We start from the raw sequence: 24,523 nt of genomic DNA, 5'->3' as shown, positions 1-24,523 counted from the left end.
GCTTCAGAAGGCGAAGTGGTAACTTCAACTGAAGAAGTGAAACGACACAAAAATCTAGGCATTGAAGCTAGACAACAATAAAGCGTTGAATTTTCTAGCACATTATCCAGTTTTGAGAGAATCATGAAAGCACAATCCTTAGAGGATTGTGCTATTTTTATGTGGTTTTGACTTGTTTTTCTTGAAATTGTTTATTTTTATGTTGGATATTCTCGATGCAATGCTTACAGCAACCGATTTCACCATTAAACTCATACCATACGTTACAAGTTAAACAACGCTTATGCAAAACGTTATTAATAAGGAGATCGTAGCCATAACTTGTGAATTTCTTTTCGATTTTCATATATGCTCCTCCTCATATGTAGGATATATACACAATATATGAAAAGAGAGTTCTTTAGTGCATTACCTATATAAAATATTTGCTTTTAAAATTTAAGGAATTAGATAATAGATCCTCTTTCTAAATAAAAAAGAACTAATTATTGGTTACATAATTCATGTTCGAAAGTTAAATATTAGAGTTGATATGATAAGTAGAGAGAAAAGAGGAAATCAATATGGAACAACAACCTATGACATATGGTACTGATTATAAGCCCATTCCCGCTATTTCAGCAACTAGTGGCCAAGGGTTAGAAATTCTGCCTGATTTGTATAGTTATAACGTACGTATTGTAAATATTTGTTTAGTCGGACATCGTGATGCCGGTGATTTTGTTTTAGTTGATGCGGGCATGCCTGGCTCAGCTGATGAAATTATTGATGCGACTGAAGAACGGTTTGGCGTAAACAGTCGTCCAAAGGCAATCTTTCTAACTCATGGTCATTTTGACCATGTTGGTGCTATTTTGGAGTTGATAAAGCATTGGAAGGTACCAGTGTATGCCCATCCATTAGAATTACCTTTTCTTACAGGCGAGCAAAGTTACCCAGATCCTGACCCGACAGTTGAAGGTGGTATGATTGCAAAAATGTCGTCTATTTTTCCGAATGAGCCGATTAACTTAGGTAAACATGTACAACCGTTACCATCAAACGGAACTGTTCCTGAAATGGAGGGCTTTTGTTGGGTACATACGCCTGGTCATACACCTGGTCATGTTTCCTATTTTAGAGATGAAGACGGGGCACTGATTGTAGGAGATGCTTTTGTAACTGTAAAACAAGAATCATTATATGCTGTTCTTACTCAAGAAAAGGAGATAAGTGGGCCTCCTCGTTATTTTACCCCCGACTGGAAGTCAGCATGGGAGTCAGTTAAAAAGTTAGAAGCATTAAAGCCTTCTCTTGCGATAACAGGACATGGATTACCGATGATTGGTGAGGAGCTTACAAGAAATTTAAAGATACTTGCAGATGATTTTGGGCGAATTGCTGTTCCAGATTACGGAAAATATGTGGGACAGAATCATAAGCATTAGCAAGGATAAAAATCTTTTTAAAAGTAGAAAAAAGCTTTGGAGACACACATTAGTGTTTTTAAAGCTTCTTCATGATATTTATCGTATAGTAAGTCGTATTCGAAATATAAATAAAATGTAATTCACATGACCACACAAAGTTCGTGTTAGTTACTAGAGATGTTAAACTCATATTGAATGATATGTTAGCGTTGGAAGGGGAGAGTTAAAAAGGAAAATCAATTTTTTGTCGGTTGGGGAACACTGGATCTGATTAATCCGGGGTTAGCACAAGGAAAAAAATAGAACAGGGTTTAACTGGTTTTTACTCTCTATTATACTTGGACTGCTCGCAACACTCATTCTATTATTTTGTTAAAAAAGATAAGTAATAGGTTATCAGGCTATCAATTAAAAAACCTCTTTAAAGGGGTGTTTTTTATTTTGTTTGGTATAATATGTTAAACTATAGGTGTTTTTAGAAGCTGTATTACTAAATTATAGCTAGAGGTGGTGACCGTAATGGGCGGAATTGTTTTATTTGATGGGGTTTGTAACTTTTGTCATCATAGTGTTCAATTTATTTTAAAAAGGGATAAACGTGGCTATTTTAAATTTGCTTCCCTTCAAAGTGAAATAGGGAAAAGACTATTAGATCAATATCATTTACCTCATGATATGAGCACTTTTGTTTTAATTGACAATGACAAACCGTTCATTAAATCGAGTGCTGCTCTACGTGTTTGTAAGTATTTAGATGGTTTTTGGAGGTTAATGGTTATCTTTCGTTTCATTCCAACACCCATTAGAAATATCGTCTACAATTTTATCGCCCAAAATCGCTATCGTTGGTTCGGTCAAAGAGAAAGTTGTATGCTCCCAACACCAGAACAACGAAAGAGATTTTTAGATTAAAAGGGAAGGGCTTGATTGGATGAGTAAAAAAATCATTTTAGCAGGCGGGTCTGGTTTTTTAGGAAATTCGCTAGCACATTTTTTGATCGGGAAAGGTTATAAAGTCGTTATCCTGACAAGGGGCGTGTCCAAAGAACAGGATACCATTCGATATATACATTGGAATGGAAAAAATCTCGATGACCAGTGGCAGAAAGAAATCGATCGCAGTTACGCAATCGTTAACTTCACTGGTAAAAGTGTTAATTGCATTTACACTAAGGCGAATAAAGAAGAAATCATTTTATCAAGACTTAACTCTGTTAAAGTATTAAAAGAAGCCATAAAAAAATGTGAGGATCCACCTCAATCTTTTGTTCAAGCGGGTTCTCTAGCCATTTTTGGTGATACTCGAGAAGTATGTGATGAGGATTCTAAGCTTGGAGACGGGTTTTCAGTGGATGTTTGTAAGCAGTGGGAAGAAGAATTCTTTAAAGAAACACTACCAGAGACAAGACAAGTAATACTTCGAATTGGTTTTGCATTAGGAAAAAATGGTGGTGCTCTCGATCCATTAATAACATTAACCAAAATGAACTTAGGTGGAACAGTAGGAACTGGTAAACAGTTTATTAGTTGGTTACATATTGACGATTTGAATGAGATGTTTTTTCAATCGATTGAAAATGAAAACTATACTGGAGTATTCAATGCAACGGGGCCCAACCCAGTTACTAACAAAGAGTTTATGCAGAAGTTACGTAAAGTCATGGGGAAAGGCTGGAGTCCGCCCGCACCAACACCATTTGTATGGCTAGGTGCCTACCTCTTCATGAGAACAGAACCTAGTCTTGCTTTAACCGGAAGAAACTGTATTCCCAAAAAACTGCAAGAGAAAGAGTTTGAATTTCAGTTTACTGACCTGGAAGGGACTTTAGAGGATTTAATTCATAAGTAAATAATTTTTTACTTAAAAAGAATGATTGTACGAACTTGTTTCATCACCTCCTTTAAAAAAATCAGCAGATGCCCTGTGCAGTTGTCCATATCATTATTGGACATTTTACATAAGGTAAACTATCACGAGTAAAGGAGGACCTCATTAATGAGTAACCAAATTGATTTAGAAGCTGCAAATGTAAATAAAGAGATTCAAAGCTCTGAGGAGTTAATTCATATCCTAAATTCATGTGATGTTACAGTGAATACAACAGATACGAAAGCTGCAATCTCTTTACAAGCTTCTTTACAAGCTGTCATTGCATTAATTGTAAACATTGCCATTGCAGATAGTACTAAAGCTGATACAATTACACAAGAATTGTTACAAACTTCAAAAATCAAACAACAAACGGTACAAAAAATCGTTATCGATGGTTCACAAAATGTTGATGTTACAACAACAGACACACAAATCGCTGCAAACATCCAAGTCCTGCTTCAACTTCTAATCGCGTTGCTAGTTGAAATAGATGTTCTATAATTTATTTTTTTCGAAAAGGCTGACTATACCAGGTCAGCCTTTTCCACGTTTTCACTTATCTAGTTACATAAAATTATTTCAAAATAGCTATTTACTAATAAAATATAACCCTTTATAATAGTCAACGGTAGTATGATGTCAGACATCATACATCATGATTTTGTTATTAGTTTTAGGAGGGACGGTACAACTTTCGTGTTTTTTACATAAGCTCAACTTTATAAAACTTGTTTGTAACCGTTTTATAAGCTTTCAGTCAACTAGAATTGTCAAACTGGACAAACTAGTAAGTTACAACATCATGAAAAAGACTAGGGAAGGTTAGTGTTTTATGAATTTTTTATGGGGTATTTTCGGGATTATTACAGTTTTTTTGCTCGCGTTTCTATTCTCGACGAATCGTAAAGCGATTAAATTACAAACGATTCTTGGAGGATTAGCAATCCAGCTGACATTTGCTTTTATCGTATTAAAATGGGACATGGGTCGCGCGGCACTTCAATGGTTAACATTAAGGGTGACAGATATTATTGGTTATGCAAATGAAGGAATTGACTTTTTATTCGGTGGTTTATTTGTGGAAGGAGCGAATATTGGGTTTGTCTTTGCTTTTCAAGTGCTTACCGTTATTATTTTCTTTTCGGCACTCATTTCTGTACTTTATTATATGGGTGTTATGCAATGGCTGATTTTATTAATTGGTGGAGCACTTTCAAAAGTTTTAGGTACTAGTAAAGCTGAATCGATGTCAGCGGCAGCTAACATATTTGTTGGTCAAACGGAAGCACCTCTTGTTGTACGTCCTTACTTAAGTAAGATGACGAATTCTGAACTATTTGCTGTTATGACTGGGGGACTTGCGTCTGTAGCTGGGTCCGTTTTAATCGGTTATTCACTACTAGGCGTACCGTTAGAATATTTGTTAGCGGCTAGCTTTATGGCAGCACCAGCAGGTCTCATTATGGCAAAAATGATTATTCCTGAAACGGAAATAGTTAAAACAACTGACGATGTTAAGATCGAGAAAGATACTGAATCTGCCAACATCATTGACGCCGCAGCACGCGGAGCTGGTGTAGGCCTTCAACTAGCGCTCAACGTCGGTGCGATGCTACTGGCATTTATCGCTTTAATAGCTTTAATAAACGGTATATTAAGCGGTGTTGGCGGTTGGTTTGGATTTGAAGGGCTAACGCTGGATATGATATTAGGCGTTCTTTTTGCACCGATCGCGTTTGCTGTTGGGGTACCATGGTCGGAAGCTTTAGCAGCAGGAAGTTTTATCGGCCAAAAAATTGTGTTAAATGAGTTCGTTGCGTATGCATCTTTTGCTCCTGAAATTCCAGAATTAACGGATAAAACAGTTGCGGTTGTTAGTTTTGCGCTGTGCGGATTTGCCAACTTAAGTTCAATGGCGATACTTTTAGGTGGACTTGGTGGACTAGCTCCAGATCGCCGTAGTGACATTGCTCGCCTTGGTTTACGTGCTGTACTAGCAGGATCACTGGCTTCATTATTAAGTGCTGCTATTGCTGGAATGTTACTTTAATTAAATAAGCTAGAAAAAAACCTCTTAATCGTTGGTCACTAATCATGATACGATATGGAGGTTTTTTGACGTTTTTATTTCTGCTATTTAACATACAATATTTGCAAGTTCATTACTTAGAAATATGCAACAAACAAGTGTATACTATCTTATAGCATACGAACAATTGAATTTTAGGAGTTACGAATATGTGGGAACTTTTATTTGTCATGATTGAAAGACTTGGCATTATTATTGCAGTAGCATTTGTTTTGACGCGCTTAAAATTTGTACGTCATTTAATCGATAAACAAGAAATTTCTAAGTCACATAAGGTAGCTGTCATTGTCATTTTCGGATTATTTGGTATTATCGGGACCTATTCCGGCATAACGATAAATGTTTCCGATGCAACATATAGCCGGATCGTTCTTGATGTTGGGGAAAGCGAAGCCATTGCTAATTACCGAGTGATTGGCGTCGTGGTAGCCGGATTGCTCGGTGGATGGGCTGTTGGATTAGGGGCTGGTGTTATTGCTGGAGTTCACCGTTTTTTGTTAGGGGGATTTACAGGTTTAGCTTGTGGTTTATCAGCAATTATTTCGGGTTTAATTGCAGGGTACTTTTATAAAAAAACGAAAGAACGTAACAATATTGTCTCGATTAAAACAGCTCTTTTCGTCGGAATGGCTGCAGAAGCTGTTCAAATGGCATTAATTTTAATCATGGCAAGGCCATATGACCAAGCATTAAGACTCGTTGAAAATATTGGTATCCCAATGATTATTGCCAATGGAATCGGAACGGCAATCTTTATTTTAATTATTCGTAATGTCCTAAATGAAGAGGAAAAGAGAGGCTCGCTTCAAGCCCAAAAAGCACTTAAACTCGCCGATTTAACTTTAAAATATTTACGCAGTGGCTTATCTAGGAAAACGGCACAACCAACGTGCGAAATCTTGCTGAAGGAAATTGATGCTGATGCTGTTTCCGTTACGAACAAAGATAAAGTGTTAGCTTTTGTCGGCGAAGGTGAAGAACATCATCTAGCGAATGAAGAAATAAAAACAGAGGCAACGAAACGGGTTTTAAGAGAAGGGCGGCTCGTAATCGCTCATTCATGGGAAATTCGATGTAGACATAATGAGTGTCCTCTTCAGGCAGCGGTGATTGCTCCACTCAAGTTAAAGGAAGAAACAATTGGTACGATCAAATTTTACTTTAAGTCAGAAAAACAAATTTCACCGATGATTATTGAGTTAAGCAAAGGTTTATCCACCTTGTTAAGTCATCAACTGGAGTTGTCAGAAGTAGAGCGACATTTAGAGCTTGCTAAACAGGCTGAAATTAAAGCATTGCAAGCACAAGTCAGTCCTCACTTTTTATTCAATGCATTAAACACCATAGTTGCACTCATCCGAACAGATCCAATGAAAGCGAGGAAATTACTAATTTCACTCTCCCATTTCTTCAGACAAAACTTAGCTGGAACGACGGCAACAGAAGTGACACTAGAGGATGAATTAAAACACGTTAGAGCTTATTTATCGATCGAAGAAGCGAGGTTTGCCGATAAGCTAACCATTATATATGAAATTGACGAGGGTGTATTTCATTACAAAGTTCCGCCAATGACGTTACAGCCGATTGTAGAAAATGCAATCAAGCATGGGGTAAAACAATTAACAGATGATAGTTTTATCTTAATTCGGATCCGAAAACATCAGGAGTATGTAACCATTACAGTTCAAGATAACGGTGTCGGTATGACAGAAGAGAGGCAATTAGAATTAGGACAAGAAGGTGTTGCCTCTAAAACTGGAACTGGGATTGGACTTTATAACTTAAATCGTCGCTTACAAATGATGTATGGAGATACAGCAACACTGCAAGTTGAAAGTGCTGTAAATCAAGGGACAAGTATATCGTTTACAATAGGAAAAAAGTGAGGAAACCTTAGTATGAATAGAAAAATGAAGACGATCATTATTGATGATGAGCCTTTAAGTCGTGATGAGCTGAAATTTCTCTTAGAAAGTTTTAACGATATTGAAATTATTGCCGAAGCCGAATCTGGAGAAAAAGGGCTTGAAATGATTATGATGAAAGAGCCTGATATTGCGTTTATCGATATTGAAATGCCACAAATGTCAGGTTTAGATTTAGCACGTGCGATCCAAAACATGAAAAAGACACCACTTATCATCTTTGCTACTGCTTACCCAAATTACGCAGCTAAAGCGTTTCGTGTCGATGCTGTAGATTATTTACTTAAACCATTTGATGAAGAGCAGCTTTTTGAAACAATGACGAGAGTAAAGGAACGTCTAAAACGGGATGACAAAAGCGACCAAGTCAGTCCAATTGCACGCTTAGCAGTAGAAGACGAAGGGCGAATCGTCTACTTATCCCCATCCGAAATTGTGTATTTATATCGTGAGGAAAGGGAGACGATTATTTGTACACAAGACAGGAAGTTTAGTTTGAAAACACCAATTAAAGAATTAGAAGAAAAATTGAAAGGGTATCCGTTTTTCAGAACACATAAGAGTTACTTGGTAAATCTAGATAAAATTGAAGAACTCATTCCATGGTTTAATGGTGCCTACCAATTAAAAGTGGAAGGTAAGCAAGATGAAATTCCTGTTAGTCGGAACTATGTAAAATCGCTAAGAGAACGTTTGGAGCTTTGATTTTTTACCGAATATACTTAAATACATGCATGTTAACATCCTCTTTCGACATGTTGAACAGGTTTTCGTCACAAATTGTTCAAAGATGCTAGAATAATAGTATGATGAAAACGCATTCAAAACAGAAAGAGGTGTTCATATATGTTTACATTTTTAATTGCTATTGCACTTTTAATTATCGGTTATTATACGTACGGTAAGTTAATAGAAAGAATTTTCGGTGTAAAAGAGGCAAGACAAACACCAGCATATAGTATGAAAGATGGAGTGGACTACATTCCAATGGGAACCAATCGTAACTCTTTAATCCAGTTATTAAACATTGCTGGAGTCGGTCCAATTTTCGGCCCAATTATGGGTGCGCTTTATGGTCCAGTCGCTTTTATCTGGATCGTCGTTGGGGCAATTTTTGCAGGAGCTGTTCATGACTATTTAACAGGCATGATTTCCATCCGTAATAAAGGAGCCCATTTACCACAACTTGCTGGTAAGTTTTTAGGAACGGGTATGAAGCATATCGTTAATGCCGTTGCTGTTCTTCTGCTACTTCTAGTTGGAACCGTTTTCGTGACTGCACCTGCTGGATTGTTGTTTAGCTTAATGGATGGCGTGATTGCATTAGGAATTATTACTGGAGCCATTTTTGTTTACTATATTATCGCTACGTTGTTACCTGTTGATAAAATTATTGGAAGAATTTATCCGATCTTAGGAGCACTTCTTTTAATTAGTGCAATCGGTGTAGGTGGGATGCTGATTGTAACAGGTGCACCAATTCCTGAATTAACATTACAAAATATGCACCCGTCAGGAGCAGCGATCTTCCCATTACTGATGATTACAATCGCATGTGGTGCGATTTCTGGGTTCCACGCGACACAGTCACCGATTATTTCAAGAACCCTGCAAAATGAACGAAATGGCCGTAAAGTATTTTACGGAATGATGATTGTTGAAGGTATTATTGCGATGATCTGGGCAGCTGCAGCGATGAGTCTTTTCTACGGACAAGATTTAAGTGAATTAATCGCTACAGGTGGTGCGGGTCTAGTTGTAAGTGAAGTTGCATTTACATTACTAGGTGCAATTGGTGGTACATTAGCAGTACTTGGTGTTATCGTGTTGCCAATTACATCTGGAGATACAGCGTTCCGTTCAGCTCGTATGATTATCGCTGAATATATCAATCTACCACAAATCAAGCTATTCAGTCGTTTATGGATTGCTTTACCGTTATTCGTAATCTCGTTTATCTTAACAAACATGGATTTCACATTACTATGGAGATACTTTGGTGTAACCAATGCCGCAATTAGTGCTATTGCATTATTCGTTGGAGCGATGTATTTAGCTATTCAGTATAAATTCCACTGGGTGGCTTCGATCCCTGCAACATTCATGACTATGGTTGCTCTTACGTTTATCTTTAACGCACCAATTGGGTTTGGATTGCCAATGACAACATCTTATATAGCTGCAGGTATAGGTACAGTAATTATTCTTGTATTGTTTGCTTATAAGTTAAAATTAAATCGTGCAGAATCTGAATTTAAAATTGATGCGGATGAAAAGATCGCAGCATAATAATTATGAAATACAAAGACCACTTGGGCCATTACTAAATGCTCAAGTGGTTTCTTTGTAGACCAAAAAGATGTACTTTATAACACTAGTCTTAATTAATGCGATAGCAGTTTCTCTTGTATATAAATTTGGAAAAGAACAAATGATACTTAGGACAAATTTAAATAAATAGGAGGGAATAAATTGACTGAGTCTAAGAAAAATCAAAACCGTCCGGCTAGTAATGATGAACAGGCTATGCAGGATACTTCCGAACGCCAGCAAAATGAAGAAACGACAGCTCAAAATGATGGGTTTCGTTACGACTATGATGATTCATCAGATCTATAGGCAGTTTGTTTAAATGTGATTGCATATACATACTAATAAAGGAAATTTTATGAAAAAGTGATGTCTACCCATTGACTATGTAAGCGTTTTCATTTATAGTGAATGTAGGCAGGATAGCAATTGTGGCTATCGTAGTATTCAGCGTAGGTGGGGCTAATACTGTAACGAGGAGAAGTGATATCTTTTCGCTGGAACTCGTAATTGTTTGAAAAAACCAAAGTGAAGATGATGTCCTTTTCCTTCATTTCTAACTTATAATTTTAACAAATGTTGAAAGACCTGCTGTGATCCAGTAGGTTTTTTTGTTGTGCTTTTTGGCAATAATGATCAATAGGTCATCCATTGGTACGAGCAATCATTAGCTAATAAAATATTATTAGAATATTCCGTCAATTATAAATCTATAATGAATTAAAAGAGAGAAAGTAGGGGATGAGATGTTTCAACAAATACTTTTAGCGGCAGATGGTTCAAAACACTCGGTACGCGCTGCAGAAAAAGCGATTCAATTAGTCAAGAACCAAGCCAATAGTTTAGTTGAAGTCATCTACGTCATCAACGGGTCTACTTCTAAGGCAGATGCGCTTCAAAATAATGACTCAAAACAAATAGAAGAGCAACGGCGAGAAAAGTTAAAAGACATTATAAAGCTTCTTACGATGGAAGGAATTAAACATCAAGTCAATATATTACGTGGAGAACCTGGACCAACTGTCGTCCAGTACGCCAATGATAAAAATTTTGATTGTCTGGTCATTGGGAGCAGAGGGTTAAATACATTGCAGAGTATGGTGCTAGGAAGTGTCAGTCACAAAGTTGCTAAACGAGTTAAATGTCCAGTCATGATTGTTAAGTAGAAACATTGTAGGCGTTTACTTTATGTATAGAATGAATTAAACGGTAGCTGGTAGCTGGGTATTGAAACCTAGCTACCTAAATTATTGTTTACATGGGGTTGAAAGTTAAACATTAAATTTACGAATTTTATCATACAATATAAATAAATATATATAAATGGTTATCGTTTTTAATTGTGACAAATATGTGTTATAGTACAATAGTACATACCTCTTATTTCCTCTTTGTTCTTCCGTTCACAATTATTCCTAGACATACATTCTTCTTAGATAGATTAATTAAAAATAAATGACAGAAAGGTGGATATGATGAATAATGAAGAGTTCTTAACTGATGAAGAGCTTAATCAAATTGAACAATTGACTGACCGAATGGTAAACCATGCAACAGAAGATGAAATCAAACGTTGTATAACAGAAATCACGATGATCAAAGAAAGAGCAAGACTTCGTCAGCTGCAAATTACCGACAAGTAAAAAGGAAAAGGCTGACCAGATAAATGGCAGCCTTTTTCGATTCCCTTCCTACAAGGAATCTGCAATGAAACTGTTTTCATTTTACAATTGAATTTCGATCGTGACAAGTTTTGTGATTAAATTTCAGCAGAATTATATTTTTATCTTAAATAATTCAAACCATGGAAAATCTCGCTGTCCCTATCGATGTTCCATAACAACCACAAATATCTCCAACTACACTTACGTTTCGTCCCCCAAAAATGAATTTAATATATCCACAAAGAAGATACTACTCCTATTGAAGGGTAAAAAACTCCATTACTGTAAAAACCCTACATAGATAAAAAAATTAAAATTTTACATAAGAAGGAGTGGTTATTCTGAAACGAATAGCTGTTTTAACAAGTGGTGGTGACTCACCAGGCATGAATGCTGCGGTACGTGCAGTCGTTCGAAAAGCGCTTTATCACGACCTTGAAGTGTTTGGCGTATACCGTGGTTATAATGGTTTGATCGAAGGAGACCTTCAGCCGTTTCAATTAGGGTCTGTAGGTGACATCATTCACCGCGGAGGGACAATTTTACATTCTGCTAGGAGTGAAGAATTTAGAACGAAAGAAGGACAATTAAAAGCGGTAAAACAACTACAAGAACGAGGTATTGACGGGTTGGTCGTCATTGGTGGGGATGGTTCCTATCGTGGAGCAGATAAGCTTGTAGAGCATGGGATTGCAACTATTGGCGTACCGGGTACAATTGATAATGACATTCCTGGCACTGATTTTACAATCGGATTTGATACAGCACTTAACACCATTATTCAAGCGATAGATAAGATCCGTGATACTGCTTCTTCACATGAACGAACGTTTTTAATTGAAGTAATGGGAAGACATGCAGGTGATTTAGCGCTTTGGAGTAGTTTGGCTGCAGGTGCGGAAACGATTTTAATACCTGAAGTATCTTACAACATAGATGAAGTTATTAAAAGGTTAGAACGAGGATCTAAACGAGAAAAGAAACATAGTATTATTGTGGTGGCCGAAGGTGTCGGAAGTGCCATGGAAATTGGTGAAGAAATTAAAAATAAAACCGATCTTGAGCCGAGGGTTACTGTACTTGGACACCTTCAGCGCGGTGGACAACCAACAGGTTTCGATCGAGTGCTAGCTAGTAGACTCGGGGCCTATGCGGTAGAATTACTATTAGAAGGTAAAAAAGGATTAGCCGTTGGTCTTGAAAATAATCGTCTTGTTCATTATCCGATTGCTGAAGTTTCAGAGAAAAAGCATACCATTGATGAGAAGATGTACGAGCTCTCTCATCATTTGTCTATATAATTAGGTATGGTCGCTTGAAATTCATTACCGAAAGCCGAAGTTGCTAAAAAGTGATGGTGCCTGGAAAGCTTCTGGACACTGAATTGACGAAAAGCTATATCTTGAACGGTATAGCTTTTCGTTATACTATGGATAGAGACAGATAAAAATGAAATTTTTGGGAGTAGTGATGATATGTTTCAACGTATTCTTTTAGCGGCAGACGGATCAGAGCATTCTTTAAGAGCAGCAGAAAAAGCAGTTGCGCTAGTAAATGGTAATGAGGATGCTGTTATTGAAATTATTTATGTGGTAGATAGTGCAACATCGAAAGCGGATGTTCTTCATAATAGAGGATCGATTGAAGTCGCAAATAAACGAAAAGAACGACTTACTGGGATTGTCGAAAAGCTGGACAAAGCAGGAGTTAAGTATGAGATTAAGACACTTCATGGTGAGCCAGGGCCAACTGTTGTCGATTATGCTAACGAACATGACTTTGATTGCGTACTATTAGGCAGCAGAGGATTAAACCGTCTTCAAAGCATGGTTCTTGGCAGCGTTAGTCATAAAGTTGCAAAACGTGTGAAGAGTCCAGTTATGATTGTGAAATAATGAGTGAGTATGAAGAGGTTATAACAGGTTTGAGCTGTTGTAATCTCTTTTCTGAGTATTTTAGTGTATTATCGGGAATTTTGATTTTTAATATAAGTCTTAAATAAATGGCTTCGAACTCTGCCATTTTCTGTAGCAAGCTAATTTCTCCTTTGTATTCTTACTCTAATTCACCAAACGATACATAAGTCGACATATTTTAGAAAAAAATGAACATGTATGAACTATGAAGGAGGGGTAAAAAAATGGCACGAGGAAAAAGCTTAAATCATAAAAAGAAGAGTCACCCTGGAGAGTTCCCAAAACACGGCGAGCAAAAAGAGCCGAAAGTCGAATCATCTGGGGATGATGGGTACTTAGTGGAAAAGGAAGCCTTTAAAAATCGCCTTCCTGAGTAATTTTTAATAGGGTAACATTTCTTTAAAGAGGCTGAACACTTGCTGTCAGTCTCTATTTTGTTTAAACACTAATAAATGTTTGTTCGGTGGTCGATTGTTTTGTAAAATAATGAAATGAACAGAAATTGAAATAGAAAAGGTGTTTTATAATGAAAACATATATAGTAGTGGGAGCAGGGATACTTGGAGCCTCAACTGCCTATCATTTAGCGAAAACAGGAGCTAAGGTGACCTTAGTTGATCGGAAAGATAACGGACAGGCTACAGATGCCGCAGCGGGGATCGTTTGTCCATGGCTAACGCAACGTAGAAATAAAGCGTGGTACCAACTCGTAAAAAACGGTGCTCGTTTTTATCCAGTTTTAATTCGGGAGTTAGAAAAAATCGGTGAAACGAATACAGGATATGCAAAAGTAGGGGCGATTAGTTTACATACAGATGAGAAAAAGTTGGACCAGATGGAGGAGCGGGCTAGAAAGCGAAAAGAGGATGCACCAGAGATCGGTGAAATTACACGATTAACACCTGCAGAAACAAAAGCTCTATTTCCGCCTCTTTCGGATAAATACGGTGCTGTCCATATAAGCGGGGGTGCTCGAGTAAATGGCAGAGCGCTTCGGGACTCAATGATCAATGCAGCTAGAACAATGGGTGCAACGATTGTTACAGGGGAAGCCTCATTAGAGTACAAGGGTAATCAAGTTTCAGGTATTACAGTAAATGACCAAACATTTGAAGCGGAACAAGTGATCATCACAGGGGGAGCGTGGGCAAACGAGTTACTTAAGCCGCTTGGGGTTCATTTCATTGTCAAACCGCAAAAAGCCCAAATCGTTCATTTGGAAATGCCGGACATGGACACTAGCGAATGGCCGGTTGTAATGCCACCTAATAATCAATACTTACTTGCATTTGAAAACGGTAGGGTCGTAGTTGGCGCAACCCACGAAGATGAAAAAGGCTTCGATACTCGTGTCACTCCAGGCGGTCTCCATGAAATATTTGATAAAGCTTTAATGATCGCACCTGGGTTAGCTGATAGTACAGTTCTTGAAACTAGAGTTGGTTTTCGTCCATTCACACCAGGATTTCTACCCGTCATTGGACCAGTACCGAATGTTAAAGGCGTTCTAGTAGCCAACGGCTTAGGAGCTTCTGGTTTAACTGCAGGGCCATACTTAGGTGCAGAACTCGCCAAACTAGCATTAGGAAAACAATTGGAAATTGACATAAGCCAATATGATGTCGCAGGAGCTTTGGAATAAAGTATCGGTAGCAGGTACCTTTAGTAAAGTGCAGTACTAAAGGTACCTGCTACCGATTTTTAGTTAAAATAGTTTTAACAATTATCTATAAGTTTGCTACGTAATTGCTAGCTAATGGATATCATAAATGTAGGTGAAAATAACCTCTCTTACAACTACCATAGGAAAAGTTAAGAGAGGATCCTCAAAAAAACAGTGGAAAGGTTCCCACTGTTTGGTATCCTGTGTAGATGGTTGGAGTTCACCTGAATAATTGTCTTTATTTCCGGTCTACCTCTGTCGGTGCATAACCTGGTCGAGCTTTTAATTCATAACGGTCATCTAGCTCTTTTGCTAACTCTAAATCTTGATCATCGGTCTTGATGTCTTTCTTTGGTGTTTGTGGTAATCCGGCTTTATTTTTGTCGCGTGCTTTTTGTTTATGATGTCTGCCCATATTGTTTGTCTCCTTTATAGTAGAATAGATAATTAGCCCTTAATATTCAATTTCTTCAAAATCTTTGGGTTGAGGAACCGGTTTGTTTTCCCTATTTTTAATATCATCCTGGTTCTGTAACTGCTCATCTCTCTCATCGATTGTTGGGTGGTTTCTATTCTCATGCTTTTTCATCGTAAGTCTCCCTTTGAGTGATGTGCTTTAATTTATTATGTGCCGTGCTATTCCGTTTTATCTTTCCTTCTCCAGGTCGTTTCTCCACCCTTAACAGGACAGACTGGAAACGTATCGTTGTTTTTAAATTGCTTCATTACACCGGCATCACATACATAATCTGTAGTTTCAATAACTCGTTCTCCTGTAGAAAAATTAAGTTCATTTCTTTGAGGCATATTACCCACCACCTTTACCTTTACAATAAAATGTACTTCAATAAATTAATCTGTTCTTTTCCTTGTTAAACTATCCTGAATTTTAAGATCGTTAGGCTTGCTAAAATTGTGGAATTCCAGAAAAGTTTTACTTACTTTATCGGGAAAAACTAGTAAAATGGACGTATAAAAATGTATTTGTCAGAAAGATGCTCTAACATGAATAACATTACAAATACAACCTTAAAACGATTAAAAGAAGTGAACTTAGAAAAGGTGAGGGGAAAATGAAAATTGATGTAAAAAAGTGTCCACTTTGTAATGAAATGAACCATTGTGGAAACGAAGAAAGTGAGTCGGCTTGTTGGTGTAGTAAAGAATCTTTTCCTAAAGAAATTTTCGAGCTAATACCTAAAGATCAACTCCATCGCTCCTGTATATGCCAAAATTGTTTGGATCAATTTAAACGTAGCCTTAAAAAATAATCAAAAGAGCAGGAATCCTAAAACACTGCTCTTTTGTTTCGTCCCCAAATTATAATATTACTGGTAATTGTTATTTTGCATTTGATTCATAGAATGGTTCATTGTTGGATTCATTGTACTCATTGCATTCATTGTATTGATGGCATTCATTGATGCTTCCGCTGGTTGGAACATTGCTGTCATTTGGGAAGTTTGAGTAGTTGAGAAGGTAGGGGGTTGATAGTAGCCATTTTGGTTCATCCAATTCCAAATCTCATAGCCCATTTCTTGACACATGTTAGCGCCGTTAACATGATACATACGAAGTTGTGGGTCTGCACATTCGTTTGCCCACTGCATTCCCATCACTGCACCTGATTTATGAGCATTTAAAGCTAATGTTGCGATTGTTTGGTCAGAGAGAGTTTGTGTATTTGTCATCGGTGCAGACATTGTTACTTGTTGGTGCATGCCCGTACTTACATGTTGTGCATTAAAAGAGGGACTTTGATGCGTAATTTGAGCTCCTTTACCTTGCATCATACTTACACCTTGCTGGTAGGCTTGAAGCATTGATTGTTGGTGTCTCATTAAAATTTGCTTAAGTTGTTGATCCTTACACTGTGCTGCAAATACACCGTGTTGCTCAATTTCAGCCGCCTTTGTACGTAATGCTTCAGAAGTTTCTAAAAGTTCATGTGCTGCGATATTCATTCAAACGCCTCCAGATGTTTTTTGGGTCTTACCCAAATCATATTGTGATCTAAAGGTCGAGATAAATTCACAAAAGATATTGGATTTAAATGGAATAGTGAACCATGATTAGTCAAAAAACCCCCTCTGGTAGAGCATGCAACTATTATCTGGGCACGCACTTGACCAAAAGGGGGAACTTCAATCGATATCGGTTTTAACTTTGAGTTTCTAATTCATCTTCGGTAGACCTAATGAAAAACTTATGAAAAACCCATTCACCAGCAGAAATAATAATGGCTGAAATTAGCGCTACCGAAAATGGGATGAATGCGCCTTGGAAAAAAGGACCGACTATCCAAATAATTAATGTTGCTAACACTAAGTCAGATAGTGTTGCAATGGTATTATTGGTCGCTTGAAGTATAGCCAAATCTCCGACAATATAACTTAAAATGACGATCAAAACCGCTAAACCTATCGTAGCACCGGCAGGGTAATTATATATTCCCGTCAATACAACAAGTAGGACAATTCCCGCCATTGCTGTTTTTATAAGTAGTGCTTGAATATGGCTCATGATTTAACACCTCCTATTAAAAGTATTTACGCAAAGTTATTTTTTATGAAAATGTCAGAACATACTGTCAATTATGTATACCCATATATGTAAATAAATGTTAGAATATTACAGTAGATTAAGATTTAGGGGGAGAAAAAATGAATGCACATCATCCTTGGTACGTTTTAAGTTATGCGATGAGCAAGGAGTCAGCTATTTTAGAAGATTGTGTGGAACAATTGCAGGAGGTCCCTGAAGGTGGGATTGCGGTTTTACCTGAATATGTAGCTAATTCAATCGAACATTCTGAAACCGCTTTCGCCAAGTTAAGAGAGGTTTGTATTGAGCGAAAAATTAGTGTCATCACTACTTTAAATATCGTTCCAAAAGATTTGCCGCATGCAGAAGTAGGAAAAAACTACAATACGTTAACCGTTTTTACAAAAGAGGGGGAAGTACATACCCCACAAGCGAAAATAACACCGCAATCCTTTGAGAGAAAACAGTACGATGAAAAATTCCCTGCGATCAATGTCGGTGACTATGATTACTTAAACACTGTTGATATCGACATTAACGGCGAAAAGAAAAAAGTTCTTTTTGTGATTTGCTCGGATATGTATACGTTAATGGCTGGTGTTCAAAATATACAAGATCTAAAAGTGGATCTTTGTATCGTTCCAGGTAATTTCGGTAACGGAGCAGAACAAGCGGTGTATCGAACGCTCAATGCGTTTAGGCAAGCAGGTATTTTTGATATTACGATTTTCGCTAATCCGTATCAAAAGTTAAAAAAGCATACGCACACTCCACTCGTTCAGCAAGCGACAGACTATACGAGTAGAGACCAGGCTGAAGAAACGATTGAGTTAACCGATTGGGACCGCATTCAATTAGTCAAAGAAAACGTTGCGATTTACCCTGATGAGCAAGTTCCAAGCTTTGTGCATATGGCGAGCTTAACGACAATGGACAAAGGTAGAATGACAATTGGAATGAGCCGTTTAGCTGTTGATGTGAAAGTGGACAAATACCCTAAAGTGATTTATTTCTAATGTAGCACTAGAAAAGTGTAATTTTTCGAGCAGGGAACATTATTTCTAGAATTTAAAGAGACGTTCATCAGGTAGATGGGTGTCTCTTTCTTTTTGAATTGGCGAGTCAGAAGTTTTAATGATTTAGGAATTTACGTTAAACTAGTAAGAGTACCTTTAGACTGACAAATAGCTAAAAAAGAGAGAAAATAGGAGGAAAACCAGATGATCCAAGAAATTAATAAACAAGTCATGCACAGTTACCCTGGAATGGTTGCCCTTGTAACCGTTTCAAACAATGGTGTAAATAACATTATGGCTGCCGGATGGCATTCCTACATATCTTATGAACCGCCGATTTACGGTGTTGCGATTGGACGAGAGCGTCATACGTACCACTTAATGAAAGAAGCAGGAAAGTTCGCTATTAACTTTCTTCCATTCGAAAAGGCCAATATTATACAACAAGCTGGGGTTTATTCGGGTTCAAACGTCAATAAGTTTGAGCAAGGGAACATGAACTTTGAAAAAGGGGTAGCAACAGGTGCGCCTATTTTACATGATGCTTACATTGCTTACGAGTGTGAGGTAATCGACCGGAATACATATGGAGATCATGATTGGTTTGTAGGAAACATTGTACAATTTTATCGAGACAATGAGCTTTTTGAGGAGAATGGCTTACCTAATTTCGATAAGCTTTCTATTCCTCTTTATATTGGGCGTTCTAAGTATACGAGTGTAGATAAAAATAGTACATTTGTAGATCATCCTATCATGGAGGAATAAACTTTGTATTGATTAAAATGGACCTTTTTGCAGACTCAAAGGGCCTATAAAATCATAAGAAACAATGTTTTTATAGGCCCTTGGTTCTGGTTCAACTCTGTGTTCTAAGGTTTGTATATCCGGTAACCCAAGCCATAAATTATATATCTTTGCCTAGCCTTCACCACTCTCTATCGATCGGAGAAGTGATGTGATCATGATACGTATCAATATAAACATTTCCGTTTGCTGCAAGGACCGCGTAAGCGACTTCTTCCGGCTTATATTTGCGCTTTTTTAAGACGTCGCTAAGCCAATGATTGCTTAGGTTATTCTCAATTAAATTCTCTTCAATAATTTCTCCATCCATAATGAGTTCAATCGGTAACTTTGTTTCAAAAGGAGCAGGGAGGTTTAAATCTTGTTTTGTCACATGTCGGTATTGTGGTTTTTTCAATACAGTCAAGTTCCCATTTGGCTCTATAATTGCAAATAGCACTTCTTCAATATTAAATACATCTTTCTCACGCATCTGTTGATTTAAATAATCAATTGTGTAGCGCATTTTCCTCATATTACCTTCTAATATTTTCCCATTTTGAACAAGTACGATTGGATCTCCAGCAAAAAGTCTTCTTGCCTTGCGATTTTTCATTGAAATATAAGCAGTGATAAAACTAACAAAAACAAAGATGAAAAATGCGAGAAGAAAATGGTGAATATCAATCGTTGTATTAAAGGCTAAGTTTGCAGTAATTGAACCTAGTGAAACAGCTGCAATAAAATCAATCGTATTCATTTGAGATATTAATTGCTTTCCTAATATTCTTGCTCCCATTAATAAGATCGAAAAGGCCATTACTGATCTTAATATCACTTCAATATGTTCCGCCATTGTTTAACTCCTGATGATTGATCATATTTTCATGTAAATTCACTTTATAATTGTTTATTTTTTACAAATGAGACTGGAAATATTCTACTTGGTTCTTCTCATAGCGTTTTTTTAAAAAACGTTCACATATTACCCTAATTAAAAGTGTGATTTTTGTCACACACTTCTTCCATTTGTTCATGTAAAATACATTATGAGGTATATACCCTATATGGTAATTAAACTGTTCGAAATCAAAGGGAGGAATATAGAATGAGTAAAAAAATTGTTATTGTAGGTGGAGTTGCAGGAGGAGCAACAGCTGCAGCACGACTTAGAAGAATAGATGAGACGTCAACGATTGTTATGTTTGAAAAAGGAGAGTACATTTCTTTTGCCAATTGCGGGTTACCGTATTATATCGGTGAAACAATCAAAGACCGTGAAAAGCTGTTAGTACAAACGGTTGAAGGGATGTCTAAAAAATTCAACTTAGATATTCGCAATTTAAGCGAAGTCATTGATATCAATCGAGAAACTAAAAATGTAACGGTGAAAAATGTGCTAACTGGTGAAACGTACGAAGAGTCTTATGATGAGTTAATATTATCTCCAGGGGCACGTCCAATTGTTCCGCCGATACCTGGGCTTAGTGAGGCAAAAGCAATTTTCACGTTACGTAATATTCCTGACACTGACCGAATTAAATCATATGTTGATCTCCAACAACCGAAACGGGCTGTTGTTGTTGGCGGTGGGTTTATTGGTCTAGAAATGGCTGAAAATCTGCATGATCGTGCCATAGAAGTAACGATTGTGGAAATGGCAAATCAAGTTATGGCACCTCTAGACTATGAGATGGCAGCGATTATTCATAACCATCTCGAAGATAAGGGCGTTCAACTTATTTTAGAAGATGGAGTGAAGTCTTTTGAAAATGAAGGATCAAAAGTTGTGACTCAATCTGGTAAAGAAATCGAAACGGATTTAATTATTTTATCCATCGGTGTTCGTCCAGAAAATGAACTTGCTGTAAACGCTGGATTAAATGTTGGTCAACGAGGTGGAATTCAAGTTAACGACTATTTGCAAACGAACGATCCCCATATTTTTGCCATTGGCGATGTGATTGAAGTAAAAGATTATATTAACGAACAACCAACGATGATCCCACTCGCATGGCCAGCCAACCGTCAAGGCCGTATTGTTGCTGATAATATTTACGGCAAAGAGGTCAAGTATAATGGTACTCTAGGAACATCTATTGCTAAAGTGTTTGATTATACTGTGTCGACAACTGGAAATAATGAAAAAACGTTAAAAAGACTAGGTATACCTTACGAGGTCGTTCACGTACATCCCGGATCGCATGCTGGCTATTACCCAGGAGCAGCTCCGATCGCCTTAAAACTTGTGTTTGATAAAGACACAGGAAAGATTTACGGTGCACAAGCGGTAGGAATGGACGGAGTTGATAAACGAATTGATGTCATTGCTACAGCCATTAAAGGTAATTTAACGGTACTCGATTTGCCAGACTTAGAATTAGCCTATGCACCGCCGTATTCATCAGCAAAAGATCCTGTCAATATGGCAGGGTATGCAGCTTCTAATATTGTGGACGGAGTGATCGAGACTGTACAATGGTATGAAATAGATGACATTATTGCAAGTGGTGGTTTCTTAGTAGACGTTCGCAACCCGATTGAGCTAGAAATGGGATTTATTAAAGGTGCGATCAACATTCCAGTCGATGAGTTGCGGAACCGGCTTGATGAACTGCCGAAAGACCAAACCATTTATGTTAATTGCCAAGTTGGTTTACGAGGGTATTTAGCTTCTCGCATCTTACAAGAAAATGGGTTTGTAGTGAAAAATTTAGACGGCGGTTGGAAAACGTATTCCTCCGTTTTTAAAACAACCAATAACCAAAATTGCAAAGTTGTTACGGATGACGCTGGGGTTGCGAGAATGGAATGTACAGAGGACAACAAATTTAAAGCTGATGTATCAATAGATGCAACGGGTCTACAATGTCCGGGTCCAATTATGAGTGTAGTGAATGCCTTAAAGACTATGACAACGGGTGAAGTGCTTGAAGTTTCAGCGACAGACTCTCATTTTGTTAAAGACTTATCCTCTTGGTGTGTTCACAACGGACATACCTTGTTAAAAGAAGTGAGTAACGACAATGGCTTCCTGGCATATATCCAAAAGAAGTAACTGTCAGAAGAATATATATTATTATAGCAAAATAACAAAACTATAGTCCTATAAAAATAGATAGTATCTGATTAATTTCAGTTCTATCTATTTTTTAGATTCTATGAAAATTATTTAGGAATATCAAATCTTTAACTTGAAATTGATAGGATAACAGACAGTTTTCGACAATGGGACTTTGGGATTATTTTTAAGAAAATCTATGTTTTTTTGGAAAAATATGAATGAATACTATAAAATATTCTGTATGAGAAAAAAAATGACTATTAGATCAGAACATGATATTCGTATAGCTGTTAATGCCGTTCGTATACTAGCAAACTCTCTTTCATTTTCAAAAGTAGATTTGCAAAAATTAATTGTTGCTGTTTCAGAGTTAACACAAAATGTTTTGGATCACACAAATGAACCTGGGATATTCATATGTGAAATGATTGACGGGAGAGGAATTAGAGTCACCGTTCAAGACCGTGGTAAAGGCATTAAGGAATTGGATCAAATTTTAGAAGGAGCAGATGATTTTCAAAAAAAGGGTTTAGGACTAGGTTTAGTAGGTGCAAAGAGATTATTGGATGACTTCCAAATCGAGACTTCAGAAAAGGGGACGAAGGTCATTGCTACTAAATGGAAAAACGACTAACCAAATAAGAGAAGACAAAGACGATGTTACGGTTGACCGGCTGGCTTCTGTTGGTCAAATTGCAGCTGGAATCGCACATGAAGTTAGAAATCCATTGACTGCAGTTAAAGGCTTTCTGCAATTATTAAAAAAGGAACACCCGCACGCATATATTGATATAGCTTCAGAAGAATTAGAAAACGCACTGGCTACGATGCAAAACCTGTTAAATGTATCCAAACCTGACTTAGATGATGAAGGCTATTCTTTTATTAATCTTTGTTCTGAATTAGAAGCGATTCTCTACCTTTTCCAAGATAAGGTTTATAATGTTGAGATCATCAAAGAGTTTGATAATTTTGATGTCAATATTTACGGAAGAAAGAATCAACTAAAAAAAGCATTCTTTAATCTATTGAAAAATGCCTTTGAAGCGATCCCTGACTCTGGAACGATTACAATCAAACATTATATTCAAAAGGAGCAATTAGTCGTTTCGATTTCTGATACGGGTGTCGGAATACCCGAGGAAAAGATCAATATGCTGGGTACACCTTTTTTCACTTCTAAAGAATCGGGAACGGGAATGGGATTAACCCAAGTTTATTCGACGATATACGAACATCATGGGAAGATCGAAGCAAAGAGTGAAGTAGGATTAGGAACAAATTTCACTATTTATTTTCCAATTCAACAAAACAATGGTATAGGAGTGATGAAATTGAACTTAGTTTATGAAGAACAGCAAACCTTTAATGAATTTTATCTAACGAATAGAGAAGTGTTCAACGATTTGCTAACAAGACAATCTCGAGAGTTGTTTGAAAGAATTAAAGAAAATAACGAAATCAATGATCAATTTATTTTAAATTCGACCCATAAAGTCATTGAATTTTTACACGAGGCAAATGAGTACGGTTTAATTATGCATGCCAAGGAACAAGGTAAAAAGTGGGCGATGCATGATATCGAATTAATCCTTATTTTAGAATGGTTTCAAATGGTCCGAAAGATTTACTGGGATTTCCTTGCTAATTATTATGAGCAACAAATTCAACTTAACTTGCAAGAATTTTTCGAACTTGAAAGACGTGTAAACTATAATTTAGATTCATACATTAAGCATTTCTCATCTAGCTTTTCGGAATACAGTCAAGAACTCATTCAATCTCAAAATGAGCTCATTGATGATCTAAATGTACCAATCATCCCACTATATGATACGATGGCCATCTTACCTATTATCGGTGCGGTTGACACACGTCGTGCTAAAAATATTCAAGTCAAATTGTTAGAAGAAATACATAACCAAAGTTTAAAACATATTATTATCGATTTATCAGGTGTTGCTTACTTAGATACAGCTGTACTCGGACACTTATTTAAAATTATTAACGGGATCCGCATTCAAGGTTGTAAAGCGGTATTAACAGGCATCCGTCCTGAAATTACAAATACAATCGTTGAATTAGGAATCGAGTTAAATGAAAAAGTAGAAACGAAAGGAACTTTACAACAAGCAATTCAAGACTATAATGAATCTCTTAAAGAGTTAAGTAGGTAACTTCCCAATTCACTTTTTGCTCGATTTGTTCAACAGAGAACACTGCTTCCTTTATATTTTTAAAAAATGTTTTTATGATAAAAA

At 37.0% G+C, this 24,523-nt stretch carries 28 protein-coding genes; 21 read left to right on the top strand and 7 right to left on the bottom strand.

Going from position 1 to position 24,523, the window contains the following annotated elements:
* Positions 1–157: 157 nt before the first annotated feature.
* The gene (locus tag AC2VNP_RS20660) at positions 158–346 is read right to left on the bottom strand and encodes a hypothetical protein (protein WP_486919154.1); all 189 of its coding nucleotides are present in this window, start codon (positions 344–346) and stop codon (positions 158–160) included.
* 232 nt (positions 347–578) lie between these two features.
* On the opposite strand from AC2VNP_RS20660, the gene AC2VNP_RS20655 reads away from it, so the two are divergent.
* The 15 genes from AC2VNP_RS20655 to AC2VNP_RS20585 all read left to right on the top strand — a co-directional run bounded on the left by AC2VNP_RS20655 (position 579) and on the right by AC2VNP_RS20585 (position 14,831).
* Entirely contained in the window at positions 579–1,427 is an 849-nt protein-coding gene (locus tag AC2VNP_RS20655; protein ID WP_486919157.1) for an MBL fold metallo-hydrolase, read from the top strand.
* A 501-nt stretch (positions 1,428–1,928) separates the two neighbouring features.
* Complete coding sequence (locus AC2VNP_RS20650; protein ID WP_486919153.1) at positions 1,929–2,321, top strand: thiol-disulfide oxidoreductase DCC family protein; 393 nt, start codon at positions 1,929–1,931, stop codon at positions 2,319–2,321.
* Positions 2,322–2,340: 19 nt separating this feature from the next.
* The gene (locus AC2VNP_RS20645; protein WP_486919151.1) at positions 2,341–3,258 is read left to right on the top strand and encodes a TIGR01777 family oxidoreductase; all 918 of its coding nucleotides are present in this window, start codon (positions 2,341–2,343) and stop codon (positions 3,256–3,258) included.
* Positions 3,259–3,405: 147 nt separating this feature from the next.
* On the top strand, positions 3,406–3,783 hold the full coding sequence (locus AC2VNP_RS20640) for a spore coat protein (RefSeq protein WP_486919150.1): 378 nt from the start codon (positions 3,406–3,408) through the stop codon (positions 3,781–3,783).
* Between the two features lie 331 nt (positions 3,784–4,114).
* Positions 4,115–5,332, top strand: a complete 1,218-nt coding sequence (locus AC2VNP_RS20635) for a NupC/NupG family nucleoside CNT transporter (RefSeq protein ID WP_486919149.1) — start codon at positions 4,115–4,117, stop codon at positions 5,330–5,332.
* A gap of 188 nt (positions 5,333–5,520) precedes the next feature.
* On the top strand, positions 5,521–7,260 hold the full coding sequence (locus AC2VNP_RS20630) for a LytS/YhcK type 5TM receptor domain-containing protein (protein ID WP_486919148.1): 1,740 nt from the start codon (positions 5,521–5,523) through the stop codon (positions 7,258–7,260).
* A 12-nt stretch (positions 7,261–7,272) separates the two neighbouring features.
* Entirely contained in the window at positions 7,273–8,004 is a 732-nt protein-coding gene (locus AC2VNP_RS20625; protein WP_486919147.1) for a LytR/AlgR family response regulator transcription factor, read from the top strand.
* Positions 8,005–8,145: 141 nt separating this feature from the next.
* The gene (locus tag AC2VNP_RS20620) at positions 8,146–9,588 is read left to right on the top strand and encodes a carbon starvation CstA family protein (protein WP_486919145.1); all 1,443 of its coding nucleotides are present in this window, start codon (positions 8,146–8,148) and stop codon (positions 9,586–9,588) included.
* Between the two features lie 183 nt (positions 9,589–9,771).
* The gene (locus AC2VNP_RS20615; protein ID WP_486919144.1) at positions 9,772–9,918 is read left to right on the top strand and encodes a hypothetical protein; all 147 of its coding nucleotides are present in this window, start codon (positions 9,772–9,774) and stop codon (positions 9,916–9,918) included.
* A gap of 437 nt (positions 9,919–10,355) precedes the next feature.
* A complete protein-coding gene (locus tag AC2VNP_RS20610) occupies positions 10,356–10,775 on the top strand; it encodes a universal stress protein (protein ID WP_486919143.1) in 420 nt (139 codons plus the stop codon).
* 309 nt (positions 10,776–11,084) lie between these two features.
* Positions 11,085–11,252, top strand: coding sequence for a hypothetical protein (locus tag AC2VNP_RS20605; RefSeq protein ID WP_486919142.1), 168 nt, complete (start codon positions 11,085–11,087; stop codon positions 11,250–11,252).
* A gap of 362 nt (positions 11,253–11,614) precedes the next feature.
* The gene (gene pfkA, locus AC2VNP_RS20600; RefSeq protein ID WP_486919156.1) at positions 11,615–12,574 is read left to right on the top strand and encodes a 6-phosphofructokinase; all 960 of its coding nucleotides are present in this window, start codon (positions 11,615–11,617) and stop codon (positions 12,572–12,574) included.
* A 174-nt stretch (positions 12,575–12,748) separates the two neighbouring features.
* Positions 12,749–13,168 (top strand): universal stress protein, encoded by a 420-nt coding sequence (locus AC2VNP_RS20595; RefSeq protein ID WP_486919141.1) that lies wholly within the window; start codon positions 12,749–12,751, stop codon positions 13,166–13,168.
* Between the two features lie 245 nt (positions 13,169–13,413).
* Positions 13,414–13,566: a hypothetical protein gene (locus AC2VNP_RS20590; RefSeq protein WP_486919140.1), complete on the top strand. Its 153-nt coding sequence runs from the start codon at positions 13,414–13,416 to the stop codon at positions 13,564–13,566.
* Between the two features lie 149 nt (positions 13,567–13,715).
* Entirely contained in the window at positions 13,716–14,831 is a 1,116-nt protein-coding gene (locus AC2VNP_RS20585) for an NAD(P)/FAD-dependent oxidoreductase (RefSeq protein WP_486919139.1), read from the top strand.
* 259 nt (positions 14,832–15,090) lie between these two features.
* Here the strand turns inward: AC2VNP_RS20585 and AC2VNP_RS20580 are convergent, their stop codons facing one another.
* The 3 genes from AC2VNP_RS20580 to AC2VNP_RS20570 are packed head-to-tail and all read right to left on the bottom strand — an operon-like array spanning position 15,091 to position 15,659.
* Positions 15,091–15,267, bottom strand: a complete 177-nt coding sequence (locus AC2VNP_RS20580; RefSeq protein WP_418200438.1) for a YfhD family protein — start codon at positions 15,265–15,267, stop codon at positions 15,091–15,093.
* A 39-nt stretch (positions 15,268–15,306) separates the two neighbouring features.
* The gene (locus tag AC2VNP_RS20575) at positions 15,307–15,441 is read right to left on the bottom strand and encodes a hypothetical protein (protein ID WP_486919138.1); all 135 of its coding nucleotides are present in this window, start codon (positions 15,439–15,441) and stop codon (positions 15,307–15,309) included.
* A 47-nt stretch (positions 15,442–15,488) separates the two neighbouring features.
* A complete protein-coding gene (locus tag AC2VNP_RS20570) occupies positions 15,489–15,659 on the bottom strand; it encodes a hypothetical protein (RefSeq protein WP_486919136.1) in 171 nt (56 codons plus the stop codon).
* Positions 15,660–15,925: 266 nt separating this feature from the next.
* On the opposite strand from AC2VNP_RS20570, the gene AC2VNP_RS20565 reads away from it, so the two are divergent.
* A complete protein-coding gene (locus AC2VNP_RS20565; RefSeq protein ID WP_486919135.1) occupies positions 15,926–16,123 on the top strand; it encodes a cysteine-rich CWC family protein in 198 nt (65 codons plus the stop codon).
* A 57-nt stretch (positions 16,124–16,180) separates the two neighbouring features.
* Here the strand turns inward: AC2VNP_RS20565 and AC2VNP_RS20560 are convergent, their stop codons facing one another.
* Together AC2VNP_RS20560 and AC2VNP_RS20555 are read right to left on the bottom strand one after the other, a co-directional pair.
* Positions 16,181–16,816 (bottom strand): spore coat protein, encoded by a 636-nt coding sequence (locus AC2VNP_RS20560; RefSeq protein WP_486919134.1) that lies wholly within the window; start codon positions 16,814–16,816, stop codon positions 16,181–16,183.
* A gap of 196 nt (positions 16,817–17,012) precedes the next feature.
* Positions 17,013–17,375, bottom strand: coding sequence for a DUF2512 family protein (locus AC2VNP_RS20555; protein ID WP_486919132.1), 363 nt, complete (start codon positions 17,373–17,375; stop codon positions 17,013–17,015).
* 140 nt (positions 17,376–17,515) lie between these two features.
* On the opposite strand from AC2VNP_RS20555, the gene AC2VNP_RS20550 reads away from it, so the two are divergent.
* Both AC2VNP_RS20550 and AC2VNP_RS20545 read left to right on the top strand, forming a co-directional pair.
* Entirely contained in the window at positions 17,516–18,412 is an 897-nt protein-coding gene (locus AC2VNP_RS20550) for a hypothetical protein (RefSeq protein ID WP_486919131.1), read from the top strand.
* Between the two features lie 204 nt (positions 18,413–18,616).
* Positions 18,617–19,180 (top strand): flavin reductase family protein, encoded by a 564-nt coding sequence (locus AC2VNP_RS20545; RefSeq protein ID WP_486919129.1) that lies wholly within the window; start codon positions 18,617–18,619, stop codon positions 19,178–19,180.
* A 160-nt stretch (positions 19,181–19,340) separates the two neighbouring features.
* Here AC2VNP_RS20545 and AC2VNP_RS20540 read toward each other — a convergent pair whose 3' ends face one another.
* Complete coding sequence (locus tag AC2VNP_RS20540; protein ID WP_486919127.1) at positions 19,341–20,054, bottom strand: DUF421 domain-containing protein; 714 nt, start codon at positions 20,052–20,054, stop codon at positions 19,341–19,343.
* Positions 20,055–20,306: 252 nt separating this feature from the next.
* Here AC2VNP_RS20540 and cdr point away from each other — a divergent pair, with 252 nt between their 5' ends.
* The 3 genes from cdr (at position 20,307) to AC2VNP_RS20525 (ending at position 24,439) form a co-directional block, all read left to right on the top strand.
* Positions 20,307–22,256, top strand: coding sequence for a CoA-disulfide reductase (gene cdr / locus AC2VNP_RS20535; protein ID WP_486919125.1), 1,950 nt, complete (start codon positions 20,307–20,309; stop codon positions 22,254–22,256).
* A gap of 259 nt (positions 22,257–22,515) precedes the next feature.
* Positions 22,516–22,896: an ATP-binding protein gene (locus tag AC2VNP_RS20530; protein WP_486919123.1), complete on the top strand. Its 381-nt coding sequence runs from the start codon at positions 22,516–22,518 to the stop codon at positions 22,894–22,896.
* On the top strand, positions 22,871–24,439 hold the full coding sequence (locus AC2VNP_RS20525) for an ATP-binding protein (protein WP_486919122.1): 1,569 nt from the start codon (positions 22,871–22,873) through the stop codon (positions 24,437–24,439). The genes AC2VNP_RS20530 and AC2VNP_RS20525 overlap by 26 nt, the downstream gene beginning before the upstream one ends.
* Positions 24,440–24,523 lie beyond the last annotated feature (84 nt).

The sequence above is a fragment of the Alkalihalobacterium sp. TH-98 genome (genome assembly GCF_057473385.1).
Note: the sequence above shows the minus strand (reverse complement) of the source record. Positions and strands in the feature narration are given on the sequence as shown.

Excerpts from the sequence above, each read along its gene's own strand:
- AC2VNP_RS20545 (WP_486919129.1), top strand. The coding sequence starts at position 18,617 with ATGATCCAAGAAATTAATAAACAAGTCATGCACAGTTACCCTGGAATG.
- AC2VNP_RS20635 (WP_486919149.1), top strand. The coding sequence starts at position 4,115 with ATGAATTTTTTATGGGGTATTTTCGGGATTATTACAGTTTTTTTGCTC.
- AC2VNP_RS20565 (WP_486919135.1), top strand. The coding sequence starts at position 15,926 with ATGAAAATTGATGTAAAAAAGTGTCCACTTTGTAATGAAATGAACCAT.
- AC2VNP_RS20660 (WP_486919154.1), bottom strand. The coding sequence starts at position 346 with ATGAAAATCGAAAAGAAATTCACAAGTTATGGCTACGATCTCCTTATT.
- AC2VNP_RS20530 (WP_486919123.1), top strand. The coding sequence starts at position 22,516 with ATGACTATTAGATCAGAACATGATATTCGTATAGCTGTTAATGCCGTT.
- AC2VNP_RS20605 (WP_486919142.1), top strand. The coding sequence starts at position 11,085 with ATGAATAATGAAGAGTTCTTAACTGATGAAGAGCTTAATCAAATTGAA.
- AC2VNP_RS20575 (WP_486919138.1), bottom strand. The coding sequence starts at position 15,441 with ATGAAAAAGCATGAGAATAGAAACCACCCAACAATCGATGAGAGAGAT.
- AC2VNP_RS20580 (WP_418200438.1), bottom strand. The coding sequence starts at position 15,267 with ATGGGCAGACATCATAAACAAAAAGCACGCGACAAAAATAAAGCCGGA.
- AC2VNP_RS20650 (WP_486919153.1), top strand. The coding sequence starts at position 1,929 with ATGGGCGGAATTGTTTTATTTGATGGGGTTTGTAACTTTTGTCATCAT.
- AC2VNP_RS20555 (WP_486919132.1), bottom strand. The coding sequence starts at position 17,375 with ATGAGCCATATTCAAGCACTACTTATAAAAACAGCAATGGCGGGAATT.
- AC2VNP_RS20640 (WP_486919150.1), top strand. The coding sequence starts at position 3,406 with ATGAGTAACCAAATTGATTTAGAAGCTGCAAATGTAAATAAAGAGATT.
- AC2VNP_RS20560 (WP_486919134.1), bottom strand. The coding sequence starts at position 16,816 with ATGAATATCGCAGCACATGAACTTTTAGAAACTTCTGAAGCATTACGT.
- AC2VNP_RS20540 (WP_486919127.1), bottom strand. The coding sequence starts at position 20,054 with ATGGCGGAACATATTGAAGTGATATTAAGATCAGTAATGGCCTTTTCG.
- AC2VNP_RS20630 (WP_486919148.1), top strand. The coding sequence starts at position 5,521 with ATGTGGGAACTTTTATTTGTCATGATTGAAAGACTTGGCATTATTATT.
- AC2VNP_RS20595 (WP_486919141.1), top strand. The coding sequence starts at position 12,749 with ATGTTTCAACGTATTCTTTTAGCGGCAGACGGATCAGAGCATTCTTTA.
- AC2VNP_RS20625 (WP_486919147.1), top strand. The coding sequence starts at position 7,273 with ATGAATAGAAAAATGAAGACGATCATTATTGATGATGAGCCTTTAAGT.
- AC2VNP_RS20590 (WP_486919140.1), top strand. The coding sequence starts at position 13,414 with ATGGCACGAGGAAAAAGCTTAAATCATAAAAAGAAGAGTCACCCTGGA.
- AC2VNP_RS20570 (WP_486919136.1), bottom strand. The coding sequence starts at position 15,659 with ATGCCTCAAAGAAATGAACTTAATTTTTCTACAGGAGAACGAGTTATT.
- cdr (WP_486919125.1), top strand. The coding sequence starts at position 20,307 with ATGAGTAAAAAAATTGTTATTGTAGGTGGAGTTGCAGGAGGAGCAACA.
- AC2VNP_RS20655 (WP_486919157.1), top strand. The coding sequence starts at position 579 with ATGACATATGGTACTGATTATAAGCCCATTCCCGCTATTTCAGCAACT.
- AC2VNP_RS20645 (WP_486919151.1), top strand. The coding sequence starts at position 2,341 with ATGAGTAAAAAAATCATTTTAGCAGGCGGGTCTGGTTTTTTAGGAAAT.
- AC2VNP_RS20550 (WP_486919131.1), top strand. The coding sequence starts at position 17,516 with ATGAATGCACATCATCCTTGGTACGTTTTAAGTTATGCGATGAGCAAG.
- AC2VNP_RS20620 (WP_486919145.1), top strand. The coding sequence starts at position 8,146 with ATGTTTACATTTTTAATTGCTATTGCACTTTTAATTATCGGTTATTAT.
- AC2VNP_RS20585 (WP_486919139.1), top strand. The coding sequence starts at position 13,716 with ATGAAAACATATATAGTAGTGGGAGCAGGGATACTTGGAGCCTCAACT.
- AC2VNP_RS20610 (WP_486919143.1), top strand. The coding sequence starts at position 10,356 with ATGTTTCAACAAATACTTTTAGCGGCAGATGGTTCAAAACACTCGGTA.